General features: G+C 45.2%; 18 protein-coding genes. 6 read left to right on the top strand and 12 right to left on the bottom strand.

The window, feature by feature from the left end; genetic code table 11:
- Positions 1-72: 72 nt before the first annotated feature.
- The gene (locus ICN24_RS09710) at positions 73-1,386 is read right to left on the bottom strand and encodes an alpha/beta fold hydrolase (RefSeq protein ID WP_216223454.1); all 1,314 of its coding nucleotides are present in this window, start codon (positions 1,384-1,386) and stop codon (positions 73-75) included.
- A 112-nt stretch (positions 1,387-1,498) separates the two neighbouring features.
- Between ICN24_RS09710 and ICN24_RS09705 the strand changes: the two genes are divergently transcribed.
- Together ICN24_RS09705 and ICN24_RS09700 are read left to right on the top strand one after the other, a co-directional pair.
- Entirely contained in the window at positions 1,499-2,155 is a 657-nt protein-coding gene (locus ICN24_RS09705) for a DsbA family oxidoreductase (RefSeq protein ID WP_216223453.1), read from the top strand.
- A gap of 149 nt (positions 2,156-2,304) precedes the next feature.
- On the top strand, positions 2,305-3,903 hold the full coding sequence (locus ICN24_RS09700; protein WP_216223451.1) for a gamma-glutamyltransferase family protein: 1,599 nt from the start codon (positions 2,305-2,307) through the stop codon (positions 3,901-3,903).
- A gap of 85 nt (positions 3,904-3,988) precedes the next feature.
- Here the strand turns inward: ICN24_RS09700 and oxlT are convergent, their stop codons facing one another.
- The 6 genes from oxlT to ICN24_RS09670 all read right to left on the bottom strand — a co-directional run bounded on the left by oxlT (position 3,989) and on the right by ICN24_RS09670 (position 10,384).
- The gene (gene oxlT / locus ICN24_RS09695) at positions 3,989-5,257 is read right to left on the bottom strand and encodes an oxalate/formate MFS antiporter (protein ID WP_216223449.1); all 1,269 of its coding nucleotides are present in this window, start codon (positions 5,255-5,257) and stop codon (positions 3,989-3,991) included.
- Between the two features lie 211 nt (positions 5,258-5,468).
- On the bottom strand, positions 5,469-6,245 hold the full coding sequence (gene otnI / locus ICN24_RS09690) for a 2-oxo-tetronate isomerase (protein ID WP_216223446.1): 777 nt from the start codon (positions 6,243-6,245) through the stop codon (positions 5,469-5,471).
- Positions 6,246-6,351: 106 nt separating this feature from the next.
- Positions 6,352-7,002 carry a cupin domain-containing protein gene (locus ICN24_RS09685; RefSeq protein WP_216223445.1) on the bottom strand — a complete coding sequence of 217 codons (651 nt, stop codon included), beginning with the start codon at positions 7,000-7,002 and terminating at the stop codon, positions 6,352-6,354.
- 97 nt (positions 7,003-7,099) lie between these two features.
- On the bottom strand, positions 7,100-8,359 hold the full coding sequence (locus ICN24_RS09680; RefSeq protein WP_216223443.1) for a DASH family cryptochrome: 1,260 nt from the start codon (positions 8,357-8,359) through the stop codon (positions 7,100-7,102).
- Positions 8,360-8,376: 17 nt separating this feature from the next.
- A complete protein-coding gene (locus ICN24_RS09675; protein WP_216223437.1) occupies positions 8,377-9,777 on the bottom strand; it encodes an exonuclease domain-containing protein in 1,401 nt (466 codons plus the stop codon).
- A 19-nt stretch (positions 9,778-9,796) separates the two neighbouring features.
- The gene (locus tag ICN24_RS09670) at positions 9,797-10,384 is read right to left on the bottom strand and encodes an Rrf2 family transcriptional regulator (protein ID WP_216223435.1); all 588 of its coding nucleotides are present in this window, start codon (positions 10,382-10,384) and stop codon (positions 9,797-9,799) included.
- 35 nt (positions 10,385-10,419) lie between these two features.
- Between ICN24_RS09670 and ICN24_RS09665 the strand changes: the two genes are divergently transcribed.
- On the top strand, positions 10,420-10,989 hold the full coding sequence (locus tag ICN24_RS09665; protein WP_216223433.1) for a hypothetical protein: 570 nt from the start codon (positions 10,420-10,422) through the stop codon (positions 10,987-10,989).
- On the opposite strand, the gene ICN24_RS09660 is transcribed toward ICN24_RS09665, so the two are convergent.
- From ICN24_RS09660 to ICN24_RS09650, 3 genes are read right to left on the bottom strand one after another with little or no spacing between them, the layout of a single operon-like run.
- Positions 10,957-11,391, bottom strand: coding sequence for a DUF2244 domain-containing protein (locus ICN24_RS09660; protein WP_216859943.1), 435 nt, complete (start codon positions 11,389-11,391; stop codon positions 10,957-10,959). The two genes, ICN24_RS09665 and ICN24_RS09660, sit on opposite strands and share 33 nt — an antisense overlap.
- A 24-nt stretch (positions 11,392-11,415) precedes the next feature.
- The gene (locus ICN24_RS09655; protein WP_216223428.1) at positions 11,416-11,565 is read right to left on the bottom strand and encodes a hypothetical protein; all 150 of its coding nucleotides are present in this window, start codon (positions 11,563-11,565) and stop codon (positions 11,416-11,418) included.
- A gap of 54 nt (positions 11,566-11,619) precedes the next feature.
- Positions 11,620-11,802, bottom strand: a complete 183-nt coding sequence (locus tag ICN24_RS09650) for a hypothetical protein (protein ID WP_216223426.1) — start codon at positions 11,800-11,802, stop codon at positions 11,620-11,622.
- A gap of 103 nt (positions 11,803-11,905) precedes the next feature.
- Here ICN24_RS09650 and ICN24_RS09645 point away from each other — a divergent pair, with 103 nt between their 5' ends.
- Both ICN24_RS09645 and ICN24_RS09640 read left to right on the top strand, forming a co-directional pair.
- Positions 11,906-12,553, top strand: a complete 648-nt coding sequence (locus ICN24_RS09645) for an alpha-ketoglutarate-dependent dioxygenase AlkB (RefSeq protein WP_255532643.1) — start codon at positions 11,906-11,908, stop codon at positions 12,551-12,553.
- Between the two features lie 46 nt (positions 12,554-12,599).
- The gene (locus ICN24_RS09640) at positions 12,600-12,998 is read left to right on the top strand and encodes a dihydroneopterin aldolase (RefSeq protein ID WP_216223425.1); all 399 of its coding nucleotides are present in this window, start codon (positions 12,600-12,602) and stop codon (positions 12,996-12,998) included.
- A gap of 134 nt (positions 12,999-13,132) precedes the next feature.
- Here ICN24_RS09640 and ICN24_RS09635 read toward each other — a convergent pair whose 3' ends face one another.
- Positions 13,133-13,666 carry a superoxide dismutase family protein gene (locus ICN24_RS09635; protein WP_216223424.1) on the bottom strand — a complete coding sequence of 178 codons (534 nt, stop codon included), beginning with the start codon at positions 13,664-13,666 and terminating at the stop codon, positions 13,133-13,135.
- 149 nt (positions 13,667-13,815) lie between these two features.
- Here ICN24_RS09635 and ICN24_RS09630 point away from each other — a divergent pair, with 149 nt between their 5' ends.
- A complete protein-coding gene (locus ICN24_RS09630; RefSeq protein WP_216223423.1) occupies positions 13,816-14,397 on the top strand; it encodes a histidine phosphatase family protein in 582 nt (193 codons plus the stop codon).
- 416 nt (positions 14,398-14,813) lie between these two features.
- Here ICN24_RS09630 and ICN24_RS09625 read toward each other — a convergent pair whose 3' ends face one another.
- Positions 14,814-16,805: an autotransporter outer membrane beta-barrel domain-containing protein gene (locus ICN24_RS09625; RefSeq protein WP_216223421.1), complete on the bottom strand. Its 1,992-nt coding sequence runs from the start codon at positions 16,803-16,805 to the stop codon at positions 14,814-14,816.
- Positions 16,806-17,410: the final 605 nt, after the last annotated feature.

The raw sequence follows: 17,410 nt of genomic DNA, 5'->3' as shown, positions 1-17,410 counted from the left end.
ACATTAAAGCTGGATGAGGGCCACCAATGCTGGCTCTGCATTGGTGGCGTGAAGGGTACTACTCTATGCCGTTTAACTTGGCAGTTGTGCGGCTTGAGCGCAATTATTAGGGGCCGGCTTGCCAGCCAAGCGATCCGCAATCCAGTTTAGGTAAAGCGGTTTAGATGCTCCTGGGGTTGTAAAGTGGGATTGGTTTCCTGCAAGCTCTACCCGATTCACATTACCGCCCAGCTTGCACATTTGCTCCTGATATAGCTTACCCATAATCGGAGGATTGGTGACATCTTTATTGCCCCAATAAATGACTACTGGAGTGACCGGTTTTGCGGGAATGACGCTACCCTGAATCATGGTCTTAGTCCACTCGAGGGGATTGTTGATTTGGTCTCTTAATAGCGTCTTGTATTGACTGCTGAAGTTGAAGTTCAAGGTATCAGCTACTGCATGCATACACTTATTACTGATGACTTCATTGAGCGCCTTAGCGCCATCCTCAGTAAAGATATCGGTGAGCTTCAAATTCGGATTAGCTGCTTGCACTCCCCACATGCTCATCGCCATATGAGAAAAATCAAACACATTGCCCGTAAACATTTGAATTAATCCACTGAGGGATTTCTGCGCAATAGCCTGATCCTTATCCGCGCCCGGGATCATGATCGCAATATCATCAGGGGCCAAAGCCACGGAACCCACGAGCTCAATGTTGTCAGCGGCAGTGCCTTTTTTGCCTAAGTAATCTGCCATGCTAGCGGCTGCAACTGCTACCCCACCGCCCTGAGACCAGCCATAAATAACAGCCTTCTTACCAGCACCGGTCTCCTTCATCGAGCTGGCTGCACGGGCAGCATCAATCGTATCCATCGCGTTCGTTGCAGCTAAAGCATATTGATGTCTACCGCCACCGCCCTGCCCTTGATAGTCGGTTGCGACTACAACATAACCTGCTTGAATAAATTCTTCAATTGCAGGAATTCCATAATCCGTCCAAGAATTACCACCAATTAAAAAATATTCATTGAGAGGTACTACTGGATTAAGCACTTGAGAGGGGCCACAATTTTGAGCAGCACCTGTTGTGCCATGAGCCCAGGACATAATCGGTCGACCCTCTTTAGGCGCAGCACCAATTGGTGCTACTACCAAGCCAGTTACTTTGGTTGGTCGACCATAGACATCAGAGGAGATATAAGCAATCTTCCAGGCTTGGGCACCTTTTACAGAAGTCTTGATGGATTCTTTCTTAATTACCTGACCCAATTTTCCACTTGCACTCATTGAGATCACGGATTCATAAAATGGAGCGACCGGAGGATCTGCCAAAACCACCGCGGATTGAGAGCTTGCAGCAATAGCAAGGGTGAGGGTGAAGAGTATTTTTTTCATAGCCATTAAATGATGTTGAAGAGTCAGATAAATAGCACTATACCTAAGCCATTTGAGGGTAGGCAATAGATACCAATCCCCATAAAACAGGGATCTGGCTACAATCGTCTTTATGAAACCCACCATCAAAATTGACTTTGTATCTGATGTAGCCTGCCCTTGGTGCGCCGTAGGTTTAGGTAACCTCAACCAGGCGATTTCTCAGTTTGGCGATCAAGCTAATTTTGAGGTTCATTTTCGTCCTTTCGAGCTCAATCCCCATATGCCCAAAGGCGGCCAAGATGCGATCGAGCACCTGACTGAAAAATACGGCTTAACAGCAGAGCAGGTAAAGGCCAATCAAGCCAATATTCGCGCTAAAGCATTAGAAGCGGGATTTCAGTTCCATCCCGAGGGTCGCAAGCGGGTTTACAACACCTTCGATGCACATCGCCTCATCCATTGGGCAGCCCAAGAATATGATTTACAAAAGCAAGCTGCGCTAAAGACAGAATTGCTCAATACTTACTTTTGTTTAGCAGTGGATTTAGATGATCATAAAAATTTAATCGACGCTGTTATTCGGGCTGGCCTGGATCCAAACAAAGCGCAGGAAATTTTAAGCAGCGATACTTTCGCCAATGCAGTTCGTGAAGAAGAACTCACTTATACGAGCGCCGGCATCAGCTCCGTCCCATCGATTATTCTCAATGAGCAATATCTTATGCAAGGGGCTCAGCCACCCGAGGCTTTTGGAAAGGCATTTGAGCAGTTAATTGAGCGGGGATAAATTCCGTAACCAGCCGCCCCAAAAGCATTCACGATCCCCAATGAATCAACATGGGGCATCAGGGCCGTGCATCAGGCTCTCTTAAACCCTACAATGTTATTTCAGCAAAAACACCAATTATTCAAACTACAACAAATAGAGGCCAATCAATGCAACCAAAGTGGGGAACCCGAGGAATGGCCGTTGCGCCACATTCTCTAGCGTCAGAATCAGCATTAGCCGTTTTGCGAGAAGGCGGCAATGCTTTAGAAGCCATGATCGCAGCAGCTGCCACGATCGCGATTGTCTATCCGCATATGAACTCCATTGGTGGCGATTCCTTTTGGGTGATTCATGCCCCAGGTAAAGCCATGGGCGGTATTGATGCCTGCGGTGCAGCCGCTGGTTTAGCTACTAAGCAATGGTATGCCGAACGCGGTATTACTAAAGCTATTCCGTTTCGTGGTGCAGTAGCTGCTAATACTGTAGCCGGAACTATTTCTGGATGGGGCGCAGCACACCAGCTTTCTAAACAAGGATTAGGTGGCAAGTTACCGCTATCGCGCCTCTTGGCTGATGCGATTCACTACGCAGAAGCAGGAATACCCGTTACCTTGAGCCAGTCCAGCTTAACTGCCAAGAAATTAGAAGAACTCAAACCCATTCCCGGCTTTGCTGAAACTTTCTTAGTCAAGGGCAAGGCACCTACCGTTGGCAGCATCTTTAAGCAAGAGCGCCTGGCAAGTGTTTTACGCCAGATTGCCAAAAAAGGTACGGATGACTATTACCGCGGCGACTTAGCAGACTCTCTAGCAGCTGAATTAACTGAACTTGGTAGTCCACTGAGGTTGGATGATTTACATCGCCATCATGCAAAACTCATTAATCCTCTTGAGCTCAAGCACAGCACAGGAAATGTGTACAACATGACGCCACCTACGCAAGGCGTTGTCTCCCTCATGATCATCGGCATTTTGGATCAACTCAATCTGAAGCGATTCAAAGTCGATAGTGCAGAATATGTGCATCACTGCGTTGAAGCGACCAAGCAAGCTTTTAAGATTCGCGATCAATATGTCACTGATCCGGCCTACATGGAGCGCAATGCTCAGACATTCTTGGCCCCTGCCTTTTTAAAGAAACTAGCTCAGAATATTGATCCCAATAAAGCACTCCCTTGGGGTCAAGGCAAAGGCCCAGCCGATACGATATGGATGGGCGTGATTGATGGTGATGGCAATTGCGTATCGTTTATTCAGAGTATCTATCACGAGTTTGGCGCAGGCATTGTGCTCCCCACTACTGGTGTCAATTGGCAAAATCGGGGTTGCAGCTTCTCACTCGATCCAAAAACACTCAATCACTTAGAGCCATATCGCAAGCCATTCCACACCTTAAACCCTGCTCTAGCAGTATTTAAAGATGGACGCTCGATGGTATACGGCACGATGGGTGGAGACGGACAACCCCAAACACAATGCGCCGTGTTCACGCGTACCGCTACCTATGGATTGAATCCACAAGATGCCATCAGTCGTCCACGTTGGCTGTTAGGCCGAACCTGGGGTCAAACTAGCGATAGTCTAAAACTAGAGTCACGCTTTGATCCTCGAGTAGTCAAGGCCTTGCATACTCTTGGCCATGAAATCGAAATGCTCGATGACTTTGATGAAACTGTGGGCCACGCCGGCTGTATTATTCGCGACCCATCTGGCACTCTTCAGGGCGGCTGGGATCCGCGCAGTGATGGTGCAGTCAGCTCGTTTTAAAACACAGTAAGCAAAAATACAATGGGCTAGCAAATTGCTAGCCCATTGTTTATTCAGAAACGCTTAAGTCAAGATGCGCTTTCGTTTAGGCAACCCGCGATTTCATATACTTTGCACGCATAGGGCGTAATACAAAGAATGCCAACAAAGCTGCCGTAGCATCCAAGGCAATCATGATGCCAAACACTGGAATCCAGCTATCTGCAACACCATGAATATAGGCTGCAATAGGGCCGCCGATGATAGAACCAACGCCTTGTGCCATGTATAGGAAACCATAGTTGGTCGTGGCATGCTTTTGGCCAAATGTATCGGTCAGAGTCGATGGGAATAAGGAGAAAATTTCACCCCAACCAAAGAACACCACGCCCGACATCAAGACAAACATGAGTGGATCATTGCGAGTAGATACCCAAATGAACATTGCAATCGCCTCAAGACCAAACGCAATCGTCATGGTGTACTCGCGACCGAGCTTATCCGATACCCAGCCAAAAAATGGGCGAGTTAAACCATTGGTAACGCGGTCAATCGTTAAGGCCAAAGGAAGTGCAGCCATACCAAATACTGTCATGGTAGTAATACCAAAGTCCTTAGCAAATGCACCCATTTGTGAAATGACCATCAATCCAGAGGTGGACATCATGGACATCATCAAAAACATTAACCAGAACACTGGCGTCTTGAGCATGGTTTTTGGAGCAACGCCGCTAGCAGCCGCCTCAATTTGACCAGCTGTTTGCACGCGATCGGCATGTGGTACGCGAATACCTTGTGCAGCCAGTAAACCGACTGCTCCAATAATGTAGCCAAAGAAGGTTAAGGTGCTTTGAATGCCTGACTCAGCAAGACTGGTGGAGATTGGGAAGGTAGTTAACAAGGCGCCGATACCATAACCCGCAGCAACCATACCTACTGCAAAACCACGATTGCTTGGGAACCAGCGCACCATCAAACCAACCACACCGATGTAAACAATGCCGGTACCTAGGCCACCTAAAACTCCATAGGTAATGTACAGATGCGAAACGGTAGTGAGGTTAGCTGAAAGTACCCAGCTTAGACCAGTGAGAATCGTACCAATCGAGAGTAATAAACGTGGACCAAACTTATCAACTAAGTAGCCCTGGAACGGGGAAAAGAACGTTTGTAAAACAATCAGTATGGAAAAAGTGACCTGCAACTCAGTTAAGGTAACGCCCAACTGACCCATAATGGGTTTAGTAAACAAAGCCCATACATATTGGGGACTTGAAATTGCCATCATACAGATGACGCCTAAAGCTAACTGCACCCACTTAGACTTTAAAGGGCTCGCTGAAGAGACCGGCCCACTCATTGATGCTGAACTCATTGTTGCCTCCTAATTGGTTTTTATAATTACCAGACTGATTGTCTAAGGAAGAACCCTACTCTCTTTAGGAAAATTCATCAACTTGGTGCAAGATGCTTACTCCTGATGCATGAATGTATAGCTTCATCACAAAAAAACCTGCCGCAGCAGGTTTTTCTAATCAACTTCAAGCAATCATATCTTTAAAACAACCGTATAGGTTGCTTTAGCATTACTTATATTGCTTGAACCACCCCAAGCCATCCTCTGTTTTTCCTTTGGGGCGATATTCGCAACCAACCCAACCCTCGTAACCCATGTCATCGAGTAACTTAAATAGGTATGCGTAATTGACTTCACCATCATCAGGCTCATTTCTGGCGGGCACACTAGCAATCTGTGTGTGACCAATATCGTTGAAATACTTTTTAAAGGTCGTGGTCAAGTCACCCTCCATAATTTGAGCGTGATAGAAATCCATCTGCACTTTAACATTGGGTGCGCCACATTCAGCGCGCAACTCATGCGCTTGCGCTTGAGTATTTAAGAAGTAACCTGGCATATCTCGGGTATTGATGGGCTCAAGCAATAAACTGAGCTTGTGCTTTGCTAGTTCTTGAGCGGCAAACTTCATATTGGCTAGGTAAGTTTTACGACATTGCGCAAGATCAGCGCCAGGAGGTACTAAACCGGCCATCATATGCAACTGAGGTGTTCCTAGCGCTAAGGCATATTCAATTGCCTTAGCTACACCAGCACGAAACTCCGCTTCACGACCAGGCAGAGCTGCAATCCCACGCTCACCGGCAGCCCAATCCCCCGGCGGAAGATTAAAGAGAATATTTTTGAGTTTATTTTCAGTAATCCAATTGCTGACATCGGCAGGACTGTAGTCATAAGGGAAAAGAAACTCTACGGCCTCAAATCCTGCTTTCGCAGCGGCAGCAAAGCGAGCAGGAAATTCATACTCGTTGAACATCATCGTTAAGTTGGCGGCAAACTTTGGCATAGGTATACCTTTATAGATATAGAAATAAGCAAATTCGTAACACGTGAGCTAAGTACTATAAATGAAAATTGGGATGCTTATAGAATGACCTAAGGCTACAAAGCAATTAAAGTAAGTGCCCGGTTTTTACAAAGATGGTGCAACCTTCTTTGCTAAAAGGTTGATGCAAGCTCATGTGAGGACTTCTGATCCATGAGCCAGCTGGGTAGCGTCCATGCTCATCCTCAAATACACCATCTACTACAAAAATTTCTTCGCCACCGTAATGCTTGTGGGGATTGAAATACGTTTGTGGGGCCCAGCGAACCAAGGTAGATCCACTGCCCTGCCGCATTAAAGGCATCACATTCAGACCCGGCACCATCCCCTGATACCAAGGTGATGCGTTGGTATCGACAATCTCGCGCTCCACTTGATCGGGTCCAAGGTGTCTGAGCTTTACAAACAGCGTACAGCCCACATCGCTAAATGGAGCGTGGGAGGATCCTGGGGGATTCATGATGTAAGAACCGGCAGGATAGTCACCAGTCTCGTCACTGAAAATACCATCTAAGACCAAAATTTCTTCGCCAAATTGATGGGTATGCGTTTGAAATTTTGAGCCTGGTTGATAACGCACGATTGAGGTTGCCTTTGCTACCTCATCACCAATGCGATCGAGCATGCGCCTTTCAACTCCGACTTCTGGACTTGGGATCCAAGGCAAGTCATGATGCTGAATCACTACTCGCTGACTGTAATCTGCATTGATATTCATATTTTAAAATTCTATTTTGAGGGCCTGAGTTAATGACCGGGTACCGAGATTTTTCTAGACATGATTGTCGCAGTAATCACAATCACTTACCCGCGCACTACACAGCATCTTGCAACCACTTGCTTTGATAGCTTCCGTCCGCATCATGATCCTTGACTTGCCTAGCAGTATTAAACGGTCTGCCACCTCGAGGATCAGTACCCTTACCAGCAATGTATAACCAATTTCCTTGATTGCTATACACATCGTAGTCAATGAGGTGGGATTCAAACCAGGCGGCACCAGAGCGCCAATCACCCTTCATATCGTAAATCCAGTAACTGGCGACAATTTGACGCATACGGTTTGAGAGAAATCCCGTTTTCTTTAATTCACGCATACCAGCATCAATAAAAGGATTGCCAGTATTTCCACTGGCCCATTGCTTAAATTTCATATCATCAAATGGGTGACTCTTGGTATCACTCAAGCCTTTTGAGCCATATAGCCTTGAGCCATATTTAAAGTGTAAGAATCGAAAGTAATCACGCCATAGCAGCTCGAACCAAAGCCAATAGGTACCATCATTAGCCCCATAGCGAGTTTCATACTCAGCCAGTTTTTGAGCAATCGATCTTGCCGAGCAGGCTCCTAGGGCAAGCCAAGGAGAAAATTTACTGGAGTAATCCATACCTATCAATTGATTACGAGTTTGCTTATAGGTATCTACAAGATGACGCTCAAAGTACTGCCCAATGTGAGCATGTGCACCACTCGCTCCGCCAGAAAACAGCGTCTTCGTAGCGGAAGAATGACTCATTGAATCTAATCTATCTAAATCCCCAGTTGGCAAAGGCGGGAGGGCCTTGATCCTACCCATGGGATCTGTGAACCGAAGGCCTTTCTTTTCGATTTGCTGACGAAATTGCGTAAAGATATCAGGCATCTGCTTTGGCTCAAATGGCAATGCCTCTATATCCAGCATGCTTGACTGCCATAGAGAGCTCACTTCAAACCCCAGATTACGCAAGGCACTGATTTGCTCTAATTCTTCAGGAGCCTCAATGTGTTCGCAGTAAATTTGGCTTATGCCTAGCTCGACTTTCAGCTTTTCAAATACTTCTGTGAAGTTACCCGATAACTCCATTAAATCGGATCCAAGCAGTCTCAGCTGCAATCTCAAGTCATTAGTAGATTCTTGTAAAAATGCTCGGCGGTGGACGCCCACTCTTGGGAAGTCCCACTCGGTATTGCGCTCCAAACGCTTATCATGAATATAGATGGGCAATAATAATTCTGCGCTCTCGCAGGCCGCCATCAATGCCGGGTTATCTTCTAGGCGAAGATCATTCCTAAACCAGTAGATCGCAGTTGTCATGAATTTACTTTGAATCTCTATTGAGCGTGAATGGGCATTACTTGCTTTTTATAAGACCCCGATAAAGCCTTTTTTACTATCTTATAAATATCCAGATCAAACTCGACCTCACCCGATGCTGCTAACTCATAAAGCTCATCTTGATTAATGGCAGTACCGAGATAACACCATTTATCCAGCACGATCATCTCACCACCTTCTTTAATGGCAATTGGTCCAGCATAAGGCCAAACCTGCACCTTAAAGAGCTCTAATGCCGTCTTTAGCTGTAAATTATGTAAAGTGATTGGAGTCAGGTTTAAACAAGCGCCTCCGCACTGCTTTACTTGGTAACCAAAGCAAGATTTACCCTCAACTCTCTTCTCCAGCCCCAGTAATGCCTCGCATAAATGATATTTTTTAGCGATCGCCTTCAAATAAGAGTGCGCCTCACGCTTGCTATAAAACAAGCCATATAAGTTCTCCTGCAAACCAGGGGCTAATTGATGCTGCGTTACCAATGTGGGCATCAAAACGCCAGAGCTATCTTCAACCAGACTCCAGCCACAGAGATCTTTTGAGCGACGTAACTTAATGTTCATACTGGGCATACGCTCTTTAATTAATCTCGATTCCAGAATGAGGGCGCCAAGCTCTCCACTAGTTTCAATCCAATCAATGTCTCGAACTTGTAAAGAGAGTTTCATTTCCTTGCGTTGCGTTAAAGCACCTTGAAAGTGTCCTATCACCCTACTGCGCAAGGAAATGCTCTTGCCGATATAGAGCGGGGTTTGATTTTCCCCATAAAAGATATAGCAGCCGGGCGCATCGGGAATAGCGTCAATTAATGCCTTGTCAATATTTGGCGGCAGACTAGGATTGCCCACCAATTGATTGATCGCCTCATTGATTTTTTCTTTTCCAAACTTGGATTCGCATACTCGCCAAAACTGCAGCAATAAATCCGCATCACCTAGTGCGCGATGGCGAGCACTGACCTCAAGACCATGAGTCTGAATGATGGTATCTAGATTGTGGCGTGTCTGATCCGGAAAGAGTAGCCTTGAGAGCTTGACCGTACATAGGACTTTCGGCTTAAAGTCGATACCGATTCTCTTAAAGGCCGCTTTAATAAAGCCATAATCAAATCGGGCATTGTGAGCTACGAATATTTTTCCCTCTAACTCCTCTTTCAACTCTCTTGCAATCTCATCAAATGCGGGCTGATGCTCAACCATCTGCGGAGAGATGCCTGTCAGCCTTTGAATATTTTGGGGAATGAAGGTTTGGGGGTTGATTAAGCGCTCCCAGATGCGAACACCGCCCTGAGATAGTGTTTTGATGCCAATCTCGGTAATGCGGTCGCGGTCAAAATGGGACCCCGTGGTTTCTATATCCACAAAGGCTAAATCAGGATACGAGACCTCTTTGCCGTTCACGTCAGATTACTTTTTCGATTTAATTAACTGGTGAGTTTTTATTCAGATAGTCAGCAAAGTTAAAGATAGAGTTAGGTCCACGCGGAGTCTCCTCCGCTTTCTTAAATGAGGTCTTGAGGACTTTTTGAATCTCCCCCCTCATTCTTTTTTCTTGTTTTGAGCTTGACTCAGACTGAGCTGAAAAATAAGGCTTTCTCTCGGGTGCAGTTTGTGCCTCACTAAAGCTTGGAATGTAATCTTTAATCGTAGAAACCAAGGTAACGTTAGAAATGCAATTCATCATGTATACCTCTAGTGACTGATACAGGTCTTTTGCAATATCAGACACTTCTACTTTTCTTTTTTTAATGAGATTCATCGCCAGAACGATATCTTTTATCGTAATCATGCGGGGGTCTTTTAATAATTGATAGCCGCCTGATCGGCCTTTGATGCCAATAACGATGCCCGACTCTCGTAGCGGTCGCAGCAAGAGCTCAATACGACTAATCGATAGATGCAATCTTTTGGCAATCTCCGGAACGGGGACAAGCTGGCCATTTCTAGAGTGACTGGCGATATCAACCAAAGTATTAAGGGCTACTTTGACTGCTTTGGTGACTTCCATGGTGTTTTTGACATAAAAATTAGATTGGGGCTAGTATGAAACTGATTCGAACTTCGTGCTGCATCGCACTAATTAACCCTTATTACCCCATGGTTGAAGAACCCAGCACCCGCTACCCACTCTCACTTCACTGTCTAGAGATATTGAGCCACCTCATGGCGGGTGCTACCCTCGCTCAAGCTCTTGGGTGCATCGCTGCCTATCTCTCTATGGAAGATGCCCAGGCGGCGGGGATGCTTGCTGACCTCTTAATACAGCACCTCTCATACTATTTTCTGGGGTGTGCATTTCTAATCTTAAGTCTCTCTAATCTGTTAATTAAACGCGGCACTAAGCAACTCAAAGGAGTGCGCCTGCCATCGCTATGCTTTATTTTTTCGGTTGCCTTTACAAGCTATTTGTTGATACCTCGCATGGATTACTTAAGGGAGACCGCCTTGCAAGATGGCATGCCGGTCATGCTTTCACCTTTTGCAAACTACTTTTTCATATTGAAGAGCTTGGGCTATTTCTTGCTCTGTATTCAGATTTTCTCTTGCATCATCATGGCATGGCGGCTGAGTAATGCTCGCTCACCCCAGATGAGCGCGGACCTGCCGAATTAAAGCTATCTGTTGTTCATGGCGAAGAAACTGGCCTAACTCGACGCCAAGGTCTGACTGGCGAATCTGAAAAGTTTTAGCGCCCTCAAGTGGTTGCTCTATCTTTGCCCATTGAGTATTGAATTCATAAAGCGTTTCTTTGTAGCCAATAAACTTTTTCACGATGAGTCGCTTGCCATCAATCTCAATCGTTTCGCTATCAAGCGCATGTCTACAGTAGATGAAAAAGCCAATAGTTACCGCACTGAGCTCCAAGGCGGTAAAGATAGGAATCATCCACACTCCGGCCAAATAAAACCCAGTGGCCACGATGAGCGAAAGGCAGACCAACACAATGTAGAACTGCAGTAATTGCTTTGGTGTCAACGCACAATTTCTGCGCATTTGCCAACGTTTCACGGTCATGTCAATGGCCAAAGTGAATGGGGTTTACTGAGTCTTATTACGCTCTTGGGCTTTAGCTAGCTGATCAGCGCTGCGCTGCTGAAAATCAACCATATTGTGATAGCCCATTTGATAGCAAGGACAGTGCTTTCCCAAAATCCAACGAGCAAGCTTGATACGTAGTTTTTGAATCATGAATATCTCCTGTAATTTTATTGATTGAATCTTTAGATCAGACAACCATTTGAGTCATTCAGTACCCGGCTCTTCCTGATCCTGAGCTGCATTTTGGATGGGAGGTTGAATTGGCTTGAGCTTTAAGCTAGGCGCTGCCATTTTTTCACCATTCCATACTTGGCCACACCAGCACTCACCTGCATCATTAATAATGCAAACGCCAGAGCCACAGCATCGTTTATCAGGAGCCTTCATGATTAGAGCCTTGCATACTGATGAGAGAGGTATAGAGATATTGATTCACGAATGCACCGCTCCAGGAAATTGAATTTAAGGCTATTCTAGAGTTTTTATTGATATGGCGCTTGCCACATCCACCCCCTCCATCATGCAAAGCTCATTATTTGACTCAAAACACGTTGAATGTGGGCTCAATATATTGCCCAAGGATGGACTCACAGAGTACGTACCGAATTTATTGTCTGAGCATGAAAGCACTCACTTCATGAGACGGCTTGAGACATCGGTTGTATGGGAGCCAGAACAACTGATCATGTTTGGCAAAAAGATCATCACGCGTCGCTTGGTTGCCTGGGTTGGAGACCCCAACTGCTCTTACACCTACTCCGGCGTCAAAAAGATTCCTCAAGCATGGACTTCCGAGCTCCTATCGCTCAAGAACCAATTAGAAGAATTGGTTCAGTCGAACTTCAATTCATGCCTACTTAATTTTTATCATGATGGCGACGATGGCATGGGCTGGCATAGCGATGATGAGAAGGAGCTTGATCCAGTCGCCCCGATAGCATCTTTAAGTCTCGGTGCCAAGCGCAAGTTTGCCTTTCGGCACAAACACGATAAGACGATTGTCTCCCTCTATTTAGAAAATGGCAGCACTTTAATCATGCGCAGTCCTACCCAACAATTTTGGCAACATGCACTGCTGAAAACAAAAGCAGTATCAAGCCCGCGCATTAATTTAACTTTCAGAAAAATATTGACTTGAAATACCTAATCTAGCCTTCCATAGCTCAATTGAATAAAGGTTGTATATGTCCTTAGCATCTATCGAATTACGAGATCTTAAACTCCAAGCCCAAATTGGTACCTATGGGCCGGGAGCAATTATTCCTAAGCAACATCTTTTAGACCTCACCCTCTGGATTGATGCATCCCTAGTACTGATCTCAGAGGATGCGATGGAGAATGTTTTTGACTACGATCCCTTAATAATTGAGATTGATAGACTGGCAGAGGATGGTCATTACGAGACTCAAGAAAGAGTAATGACCCGAATTATTGAGGCATGCGCCAAATATCATCAAATTAAGGCGATGGATATTGGCCTGCGAAAATTGCCCGTGCGTGCTGGATCTGGCTCTCTTGGGGTTAGGATCTCAGTAGACTCAATGACTCTAAATACTTACAGAGTCTTTGGCGAGTCAACGTAGATTTGCTCTGATGACACTCACAATGTCATCATAAAACTGACGAATCCTATGAATTAGCTTCATACAGTCACCCTACATTACCAAGGTGACTGTATGGATACATTCCATCCATATTGATTACGACAACCACCAATTTACTTAATAACGCCACACGCAATGCGTGGGCCGGAGTTACCAGCAGGTTGTGACTTGTAGTCATCCGGGTCTCTATGAACTACCACAGCGCGACCCACAATTCCTGTTGGGCCTGTATTGACTGAAAAACCATGCAACTTCGCTGAGTACACAGCATTACCATTTGCATCCGATTTGATATTTGGCAAATCTCCAGCGTGATTCATGCCGCTATCAGGCATGCCATGCATCTTTGTTTCAGGATTAAAGTGACCACCTGCACTTGTTGCATCTGGCGCAGAACAATCCCCCTTCTCATGAACGTGAAAGCCCTGCTCAGAGTTTGGCTTTAATCCTGAGAATTTTCCGTTGATCAAGACGTCATGGCCTTGCCAAACAAAATTCACTTCACCTTTAGCCTGCGATCCCGATTTTGAATCCAATGTCGCACTCGCTTTTTGCCCAGTGCCTTGCTCCATAGACTGGCATGCCGCGAGAGACAGGAGGCTTGCCACAGATAATGCAATGAGTAACTGCTTTTTGCTGATATTCATATGTAGCTCCGTACGTTTATTTTTTAGTCAAATGGCCAAATCAGTGTGACACAAATAGGGCGCGTCTGCCGAGACATCAATGCACGCAACGTCATCCTGCATCATTTCAGAATTTTGAATACACTGAGCATCGATTAAACGCCAACAATATGAAATTACATAAGCTAATCACCCCTTTGCTAGTAGGTGCATTACTAGGATTGCTTGCTTCACCTGCAATGGCAAATCTAGCTAGCGCCCTGACGGATGGGCAGCATGTTCTGCTAATGCGCCATGCTGATGCCCCAGGATACGGCGATCCAGCAGGTTACCAATTAGAGAATTGCTCCACCCAAAGAAATTTGGGCAATCAAGGGAAAAAGCAGGCGGCCATCATTGGTCAATGGCTTAGCAGTCAAGGCATTAACTCCGCAAGAGTGTTCAGTAGCCCGTGGTGTCGCTGCCTTGACACTGCAACACTTTTAAACAAGGGTGCAGTAATCACTTCTCCAGCGCTAGGCTCTTTTTTTGATGATATGAGTCTTGAAAAACAACAAACCCAAGCCTTAGAAAAATTGATTCAAAAACAACTCAATGAACATCCCAAAATACCTCTTATTTTGGTAACCCATCACGTCAATATTCAAGCTTACGCAGGGAAAGTGGTGAACGTTGGCGATATGGTTTTAGTAAAAGTTGATAAGAATGGTAAAAATCTCTCTCAACAAATCTATCCCAGCCCTCATTTTTGAGTTTCACTCATAAAATGAATACTCAATAAAAAAACAACTTAGGAATTTCTTCCTAAGCTGTTTGCATTACTGGTGGGCCCACCAGGACTTGAACCTGGGACCAAAGGATTATGAGAGCAGACACCCAAGGTAGACCATTATAAACAGGGGCTCTGCGGGTGGTCAGTGTCGACGTGTAAGCAAATGTGTAAGCAAATTTGTGGATTTAAAAGAAGTGGTCTCTCGGTCTTTGGTTTTCATAACCACAGGATATTTGGAACAACCATCTAACACCTCGTTGCTCCAAAGTACTTTTTGGTCACTGAGCGTTACTTTAAGTAACGCTTGTATAGAAATGGGCTGCTAACGACCCAAAGCGGACACGCAAAGAAAAACCCGCCGAAGCGGGTCTTCTATAAAGTTTGCTTGCTAACCGCTTACAAACCAACCGTATAAGTTGCCATCACAGTAGTTGTTTGAACCGCTTGGAATGGCTCTTGCCTATAAATGCCAGTGATGCCTAATCTTTGATTCTTCTCAATATTGTAATAAGCACCAAGCGTAGCAGTTGGTCGGGTCTTGACAGGGTTAGAGTTAAAGTTCACAGGAGTTAAACCAGCAATATTGCTGTTAGTACCGTAATAAGAACCATTGGCTGTATTAGTATCAGTTTCTACACCAACACTGGCAAAGGTAGTAACTGCTGGGATAACTTTATAGCTAGCCCCTACTCCAGCCAAGGCAGTAGTCGCATTGGTATTGAGTGCTGAGTAAGTTAGCGGGGCTGTTACTGAGCTTGATGCACCCTCGGTATAACCCCCCATATTGTTCTGTGTATAGCGCATGCCAATATATGGAGACACAATGACATCCTCAATGATTCCAAAACCATACTTAGCCATCACTTGTGCGCCTTGACTATTGAGCTGGGATGAGCCTGAGCCAGCCTCTGAAGCTGCTGTACCAGTGCCGACTACTCCACGAGTCACAGTCGTATTCTTTTGCCCATAGGCAGCAGAGACTTTTACCTCGGCACCAGTGCCATCTAAGCGCTCATTCCAAGCACCAAATAAACCAATCAGTGGTGTGTTATTTCCTAAATTAACTGTGCTACCTGCATTGTTAACCGATAAGTTCTGGTCAGCATAAGCTCCAATACGATAATTTGGATGAGGACGATATGCGGCAATCAATAATGCACTGGTGTTATTTAAACCATTGGCTGCTGATACTGCAGTATTACGCCCGCCAGCAGACACACAAATATTATTAACCCCAAACTCATTACAGTCATAAGAGAAGCTATTAGCTAACACTGTGTTTTGGAGGGTGTAGATGTTTTGTAATGCTGAGGCAGTGTTGACTAAGGATTGTTGGGTGTCGGCGGTGGAGGGGCCAGTTGGAACTACAACATAACCAGCAAGAATTAAATCCCAAATACTTCCAGAACTATTGCTTAAAGTCCAAGTACCAGTACCAAAAGTCCCTGTGGTTGCCGTTAGGTTTCCAGCCGAAAGGCCTGATAAGACTGCAGCATAGGTACCATTAGCAACAATCGAACCAGTATAGATTCCAAAGGTAGTGATACCTGATGCACTACTTACTGCCAACCGACCAAAGTTACTAGGGCTGTTGATGATGATATTGTAGTTCGTTGGAAGCTTGCCTGAATAAGTCAGGGCTGAGCTTGATGCGCCTTGTAAGTTATTCAGAGTCCCCATAACAGGACTGCTCATTCCGTTAATCATTAAAACTCCACCAGTAATTGTTCCGGTGTTATTCAGGGTCCCTATAACACTACCGCTGAACCCAAACCCGCCACTAACTCTTACTGTCCCTGTAATTGTTCCGGAGTTGTTCAGGGTATTAATCGTGCTGGAATTTTGAACGCCTCCTGAAAGGGTTCCACTATTTGTTAATACGTCTATAGTTCTATCATTGTAGATGGAGTAGCTTCCACCAGTAATCACGGATGTATTTACAAAGTTTGTTATTGTTCCGCCGTTATATAACCCATAACTTGCACTCGTCAGGGTTCCATTGTTGGTAAACGTTCCCAGCACTCCAGAGCCATTATTTTGAAAAGCAGAAAAAGAACCTGTGATATTGCCATTGTTAGTAACTGATGTAACAGAACCCGTAGTCACAAAGGCATTGTCGCCATTTCTAGTATTGACTATAGTTCCATTATTGGTAAAAGTGCTGGAGGAGTTATTAATAATAAAATTTCCCGTATCCAATAGCGTGACTCCAGAGTTTATTACCAAGGACCCCGCAGTCCAAGTTACGTTTGAGCCATCGCAATCAACAGCGTATGGAGAAACCGAGGTTGAACAGGCTGCTGCCATTACCTGACTCGTTGAAGCCAGTCCACCAAGACATATCAAAAGAATTAAACGAATATTTGGAATGGAGTGAAGAGATTTCATGTACACCGAAAGGAAAGGATTAAGAAATTAGCCCAAAAGCTAATGCACCTTAATTTAACAGTAAACCGTAGACCTAGCATGATGCCCATGCACCTAAACCAGGCCTTAGATTTCAAAACTTAAGTTAGCGTCGCAAGCACCCTTATATTCATATATAAGTCTGTGGGCTTGCCTTTCTCACCCTTGCTACATTCTGGAGAAGAATGTGGCTTTTTGGACAAGTTTTAGCAAAATTGGACAACAGGTGAGGTTTGTCGTGAATACCTAAATGGCTGCTTTGGATGAGTCTAGGGTGATAGTTGGCCTGCCCAGCACGATTCGAACGTGCGACCTACGCCTTAGAAGGGTGTTACCTCCAATAGTTTAAAGGTCTCCTATTGGCCGAAAGCAGCCCTTGAGCACTTACAAACCAAGGGCAACAAGTAGTTCATTGCTCCGAGCTAGCGCCATATATCTATTGGGGTCTACTGGTGATATTTGCTACACACCAACTACACAAATAGAAAAACGACTTAGGAATTTCTTCCTAAGTCGTTGATTTCATTGGTGGGCCCACCAGGACTTGAACCTGGGACCAAAGGATTATGAGAGCAGATATCCAAAGA

The organism is Polynucleobacter sp. UK-Kesae-W10 (assembly GCF_018881575.1).
Classification (GTDB): domain Bacteria; phylum Pseudomonadota; class Gammaproteobacteria; order Burkholderiales; family Burkholderiaceae; genus Polynucleobacter.
Note: the sequence above shows the minus strand (reverse complement) of the source record. Positions and strands in the feature narration are given on the sequence as shown.

What these genes read in the sequence shown, in the direction of transcription:
- ICN24_RS09710 (WP_216223454.1), bottom strand. Translation starts at nt 1,386, where the DNA reads ATGAAAAAAATACTCTTCACCCTCACCCTTGCTATTGCTGCAAGCTCT.
- ICN24_RS09705 (WP_216223453.1), top strand. Translation starts at nt 1,499, where the DNA reads ATGAAACCCACCATCAAAATTGACTTTGTATCTGATGTAGCCTGCCCT.
- ICN24_RS09700 (WP_216223451.1), top strand. Translation starts at nt 2,305, where the DNA reads ATGCAACCAAAGTGGGGAACCCGAGGAATGGCCGTTGCGCCACATTCT.
- oxlT (WP_216223449.1), bottom strand. Translation starts at nt 5,257, where the DNA reads ATGAGTTCAGCATCAATGAGTGGGCCGGTCTCTTCAGCGAGCCCTTTA.
- otnI (WP_216223446.1), bottom strand. Translation starts at nt 6,245, where the DNA reads ATGCCAAAGTTTGCCGCCAACTTAACGATGATGTTCAACGAGTATGAA.
- ICN24_RS09685 (WP_216223445.1), bottom strand. Translation starts at nt 7,002, where the DNA reads ATGAATATCAATGCAGATTACAGTCAGCGAGTAGTGATTCAGCATCAT.
- ICN24_RS09680 (WP_216223443.1), bottom strand. Translation starts at nt 8,359, where the DNA reads ATGACAACTGCGATCTACTGGTTTAGGAATGATCTTCGCCTAGAAGAT.
- ICN24_RS09670 (WP_216223435.1), bottom strand. Translation starts at nt 10,384, where the DNA reads ATGGAAGTCACCAAAGCAGTCAAAGTAGCCCTTAATACTTTGGTTGAT.
- ICN24_RS09665 (WP_216223433.1), top strand. Translation starts at nt 10,420, where the DNA reads ATGAAACTGATTCGAACTTCGTGCTGCATCGCACTAATTAACCCTTAT.
- ICN24_RS09660 (WP_216859943.1), bottom strand. Translation starts at nt 11,391, where the DNA reads ATGACCGTGAAACGTTGGCAAATGCGCAGAAATTGTGCGTTGACACCA.
- ICN24_RS09655 (WP_216223428.1), bottom strand. Translation starts at nt 11,565, where the DNA reads ATGATTCAAAAACTACGTATCAAGCTTGCTCGTTGGATTTTGGGAAAG.
- ICN24_RS09650 (WP_216223426.1), bottom strand. Translation starts at nt 11,802, where the DNA reads ATGAAGGCTCCTGATAAACGATGCTGTGGCTCTGGCGTTTGCATTATT.
- ICN24_RS09645 (WP_255532643.1), top strand. Translation starts at nt 11,906, where the DNA reads ATGGCGCTTGCCACATCCACCCCCTCCATCATGCAAAGCTCATTATTT.
- ICN24_RS09640 (WP_216223425.1), top strand. Translation starts at nt 12,600, where the DNA reads ATGTCCTTAGCATCTATCGAATTACGAGATCTTAAACTCCAAGCCCAA.
- ICN24_RS09635 (WP_216223424.1), bottom strand. Translation starts at nt 13,666, where the DNA reads ATGAATATCAGCAAAAAGCAGTTACTCATTGCATTATCTGTGGCAAGC.
- ICN24_RS09630 (WP_216223423.1), top strand. Translation starts at nt 13,816, where the DNA reads ATGAAATTACATAAGCTAATCACCCCTTTGCTAGTAGGTGCATTACTA.
- ICN24_RS09625 (WP_216223421.1), bottom strand. Translation starts at nt 16,805, where the DNA reads ATGAAATCTCTTCACTCCATTCCAAATATTCGTTTAATTCTTTTGATA.